Source organism: Kocuria sp. CCUG 69068, from assembly GCF_020833785.1.
GTDB classification, from domain to species: domain Bacteria; phylum Actinomycetota; class Actinomycetes; order Actinomycetales; family Micrococcaceae; genus Kocuria; species Kocuria rosea.
Map to the genome: position 1 here is coordinate 1 of NZ_PDDL01000171.1, position 4554 is coordinate 4554.

The following is a 4554-nucleotide window of genomic DNA, read 5'->3' on the forward strand; positions in this document are numbered from 1 at the left end:
CGCGGCCGCCGCGCGCAGGGCCTGCCCGAGTGCCCGGGCGCGGTGGTGGTCCGCCGCGCGGGCGCCGCCCCCGCCGGCTTCGACGCCCGCTTCTCCGCCGTCTCCCGGCGCTACAGCTACCGGATCGACGACGGCGCGGCGGGCCGGGACCCGCTGACCCGGCACCTGACGTGGTGGTCGAAGGACGTGCTCGACGTCCCCGTCATGGCCCGGGCGGCGCAGGAGCTGGTGGGGCTGCACGACTTCCTGTCCTTCTGCCGCCCCCGGGAGGGCGCCACGACGGTGCGGGAGGTCCTGGACGTGTCCGTCGAGCGGGACCGGGACGGGCTCGTGCTGCTGGGCATCGAGGCGGACGCCTTCTGCCACCACATGGTCCGCTCGGTCGTGGGCGCGGCCGCCCGCGTGGGCGCGGGCCGCGAGGACCCCGACTGGCTCGGCCGCCGGCTCGCGGAGCGGGTCCGGGACGCCAAGGCGCTGATGGCCCCGCCGCACGCCCTCGTGCTCGAGGAGGTCCGCTATCCCGGGGACGCCGCCCTGGGGGAGCGGGCCGAGCGCACCCGGGCGCGGCGCGCCCCGCTCGGCGACCCCGCCCGCGAGGAGCTCCGAGGAGATCCCCGCGACGCTCCCGGGACGCCCCGGCACGGCGGAGCGTGAGCCTCCGCGGGCCCGGGCGCCCGCGGGGAGATTGACCGCCGCACCCTCCGGGTGTATGGCCCGAGTGGTCTTTGGCCGCTCCATCCGGTACCGTGGGGTGCTGTTGTGCGTGTCCCGCCTCGGTTCACGTGTACCCGGATCCGCTGTCCCGTTGCAGGACGCCTGGCGGTCCGGTGCACCGGGGTCTCGGGCACCGGATGCAGCTCGGCCCTCACCCGAGCCCCGGACGGCACACCGAGAAACGGCGTGATCCCAACTAGCGCCACCGAGATAACCCGAACGAAGGCAAACTAACGTGCGTACGTACACCCCGAAGCCCGGTGACATCCAGCGCCAGTGGCACGTCATCGATGCCACCGACGTCGTCCTGGGTCGCCTTGCCAGCCAGACCGCAACGCTGCTGCGCGGAAAGCACAAGCCGACCTTTGCTCCCCACGTGGACGCCGGTGATTTCGTCATCATCATCAACGCCGAGAAGGTGGCCCTGACCGGCTCCAAGCTCGAGAAGAAGCGGGCCTACCGCCACTCCGGCTACCCGGGCGGGCTCAAGTCCAGCTCCTACGCCGAGCTGCTGGAGAAGCACCCGGTCCGCGCCGTGGAGAAGGCCATCCGTGGCATGCTCCCGAAGAACAAGCTGGCCGCCCAGCAGATGTCCAAGCTCAAGGTCTACGCCGGCCCGGAGCACCCCCACGGTGCCCAGCAGCCGCAGACCTTCGAGTTCACCCAGGTCGCCCAGTAACCGGGCCTACGACAGAAACGAGCGAGGAAAATCGTGGCTCAGAATACTGAAGAGCAGAACATCGTGGACGGCGAGGAGCAGCTGAGCAGCTACACCTCCGAGTCCTCCCCCGCGGAGGAGACCGAGGCCGCCGCCGAGCGCCCGGCCCTCACCGTCTCCGGCCAGGCCGTCGGCCGGCGCAAGGAGGCCGTCGCCCGCGTGCGCGTCGTCCCCGGCTCCGGCCAGTGGACCGTCAACGGCCGCACCCTGGAGAACTACTTCCCGAACAAGCTGCACCAGCAGGAGGTCAACGACCCCTTCAAGGTGCTGGAGCTCGAGGGCGCCTACGACGTCATCGCCCGCATCCACGGCGGTGGCCCCTCCGGCCAGGCCGGTGCCCTGCGCCACGGCGTGGCGCGTGCCCTGAACGAGATCGACCTCGAGAACAACCGCCCGACCCTCAAGAAGGCCGGCTTCCTGACCCGCGACCCGCGCGTCATCGAGCGCAAGAAGGCCGGTCTCAAGAAGGCCCGCAAGGCTCCGCAGTACTCGAAGCGCTGATCGGAGGGCCTCCCGGCCCGCCCCAGCGTCACGGACCCCGTCCGACCCGGTGCACACCGGTGTCGGACGGGGTCCCTTCGTTTCTGCCCGCCTGCCGGTGTCCGGGCCGCGGGGAACGTAGGATGGGGGCGATGTCTAGATTATTCGGAACGGACGGCGTGCGCGGGCTCGCGAACGACCTCCTCACAGCCAACATGACCCTGGACCTGGCCCAGGCCGCCGCGATCGTGCTCGGCCACGGCCACGCACGCGAGGGGCGGCGCCCCACGGCGGTCGTCGCCCGGGACGGGCGGGCCAGCGGGGAGTTCCTCAGCGCCGCCGTGACCGCGGGTCTCGCCGGCTCGGGCGTGGACGTCCACGACGCCGGGGTCCTGCCGACCCCCGCGCTGGCCTACCTGGTGGCGGACCTCGACGCCGACTTCGGCGTGATGATCTCCGCCTCGCACAACCCGGCCCCCGACAACGGGATCAAGTTCCTGGCCCACGGCGGGCGGAAGCTCCCGGACCGGGTGGAGGACGAGATCCAGCAGGTCTTCGAGTCCGGCGACTTCCGGCGCCCCACCGGCGCCGGGGTCGGGCGCATCCACCTGCTCACGGACGCCGAGGACCGCTACGTCCTGCACCTGGTGGGGGCCATCCCGCACCGGCTCGAGGGGATGCGCGTGGTCCTGGACTGCGCCAACGGCGCCGCCAGCGGGGTCTCGCCGGACGCCTTCCGCGGCGCGGGCGCCGAGGTGCACGTCATCGGCGCGGAGCCCGACGGCCTGAACATCAACGACGGCTGCGGCTCGACCCACCTGGAGCCCCTCCAGCGGGCCGTCGTCGAGCTCGGGGCCGACCTCGGGATCGCCCACGACGGCGACGCCGACCGCTGCCTCGCCGTGGACGCCACCGGCCGCGAGGTCGACGGGGACCAGATCATGGCGATCCTCGCCCTGGCGCTCAAGGACGCGGGCCGGCTCGTCGAGGACACGCTCGTGGCCACCGTGATGAGCAACCTCGGCCTCAAGCTGGCCCTGCGGGACGCGGGCATCGACGTGCGGGAGACCGCCGTGGGGGACCGCTACGTCCTCGAGACGATGACCGAGCACGGGTACAACCTGGGCGGCGAGCAGTCCGGCCACGTGATCATGTCCGACTACGCCACCACCGGCGACGGGCTGCTGACCGGGCTGATGCTGGCCTCGCGCGTGGCCCAGACCCGCGCACCGCTCGCGGAGCTGGCCCGCGTGATGACGCGGCTGCCGCAGGTGCTGCTCAACGTGCGCGGGGTGGACCGCACCGCGGTGGGCTCCAACCCCGGGGTGCAGGCGGCCGTCGCGGAGGTCGAGCAGCGCCTCGGCGAGACGGGCCGCGTGCTGCTGCGCCCCTCGGGGACCGAGCCGGTGGTCCGCGTGATGGTCGAGGCGGCCTCCGAGGAGATCGCCCGGGCCGAGACGGAGTTCCTCGCGTCCGTCGTGGAGCGCGAGCTGGCCCTCACCGTCTGAGCCGGTCCCGCCGGACGCCGGAGGCCCGCACCGTGCGCACGGTGCGGGCCTCCGGCGTCCGGCGGGACCGGCGGGACCGGGATCAGGTGCGCCGGCGCAGGGCGTCGCGGATCTCGGTGAGCAGCTGCACCTGGGCGTCGGCCTCCTCCTCGGTGGGATCGATGCCGAGCCGGCGGTTGCGGGCCTCGATCATCTTGTTCATCGGCAGCACGATGGCGAAGTACACGGCGGCGGCCACGAGCAGGAAGTTGACGAGCGCGGTGAGCAGCACGCCGAACCTGATGTCGTTGCCGTTGACGGTGAGCACCGCGAACGAGTCGAAGTTGGGCGAGCCGACCAGCGCGGAGATGAGCGGCATCAGCACCGCCTCGACCATGGCGTTGACGACCTGGGCGAACGCCGCGCCGATGATCACGGCGACGGCCAGGTCGAGCACGTTGCCCTTCATGATGAATTCCCGGAATCCCTTGAGCATGGCCACAGACTAGCCGGGCGCGGGTGGTCCGTAGTCCGGGGCCGGCGGCAGGCCGGAGAACTCCTCGAGCGTCGCGGCGCCCGAGCGCGCGAGCTCCTGGGCCCGCTCCGTCCCGAGGTAGCGCAGGTGCCACGGCTCGTACCAGTAGCCGGTGGTGCCGTGCTCGCCCCAGGGGTAGCGGACCACGAAGCCGTGCTCCGGCCCGTGCTCGGCCACCCACGCGGCGGTGGCCGTCCCGTCGAAGCACACGCGCAGGTCGCACCCGGAGCCCTCGCCGACGTCCACCGCCAGCCCGGTCTGGTGCTCCGAGTGACCCGGGCGGGCGGACGCCGTGTCGGCGGCCTCCGGGCCCTTCTGCGCCACCCACCCGGCGTACGTGCGGGACTGCTCGGCGAACGAGCGGTAGCCCGACACGATCCGGACCGGCACGCCGTCCGCCCGGGCCGCGGCCAGCAGCGTGCGCGCCGCGGCGGCCGCCTCGGGGCGCAGCAGGTGCCCCTCGAGGTCCTCGAGGGCGGCGGGTGCCCAGTCCTGCGGGTCCAGGGGCCGACGCTTGTTGACCACCACGGCGAGCGAGGCGGGGTCGTCCAGCTCCGGGCGCGGTCCCGGCCCCCGGCCGGTGGTGGGCGCGGGTGCCGGCAACGCCGTGCCGGAGGCGG

General features: G+C 73.3%; 6 protein-coding genes. 4 read left to right on the forward strand and 2 right to left on the reverse strand.

Features of this window, described 5'->3' with window-relative positions:
• The 4 genes from CRM73_RS18260 to glmM form a co-directional block, all read left to right on the forward strand.
• The coding region (locus CRM73_RS18260) for a tRNA pseudouridine(38-40) synthase TruA (RefSeq protein WP_229588690.1) at positions 1–654 on the forward strand (654 nt) is incomplete at its 5' end.
• Between the two features lie 295 nt (positions 655–949).
• Positions 950–1393 (forward strand): 50S ribosomal protein L13, encoded by a 444-nt coding sequence (gene rplM / locus CRM73_RS18265; protein WP_017833326.1) that lies wholly within the window; start codon positions 950–952, stop codon positions 1391–1393.
• Between the two features lie 33 nt (positions 1394–1426).
• Positions 1427–1933, forward strand: a complete 507-nt coding sequence (gene rpsI, locus CRM73_RS18270; protein WP_031282957.1) for a 30S ribosomal protein S9 — start codon at positions 1427–1429, stop codon at positions 1931–1933.
• Positions 1934–2064: 131 nt separating this feature from the next.
• Positions 2065–3420 (forward strand): phosphoglucosamine mutase, encoded by a 1356-nt coding sequence (gene glmM / locus CRM73_RS18275; RefSeq protein WP_031282958.1) that lies wholly within the window; start codon positions 2065–2067, stop codon positions 3418–3420.
• Positions 3421–3502: 82 nt separating this feature from the next.
• Here the strand turns inward: glmM and mscL are convergent, their stop codons facing one another.
• Positions 3503–3895, reverse strand: a complete 393-nt coding sequence (gene mscL, locus CRM73_RS18280; RefSeq protein WP_109268113.1) for a large conductance mechanosensitive channel protein MscL — start codon at positions 3893–3895, stop codon at positions 3503–3505.
• Positions 3896–3904: 9 nt separating this feature from the next.
• Positions 3905–4554 (reverse strand): M15 family metallopeptidase (locus tag CRM73_RS18285; protein ID WP_229588691.1); only part of this gene is annotated, 650 nt, incomplete at its 5' end.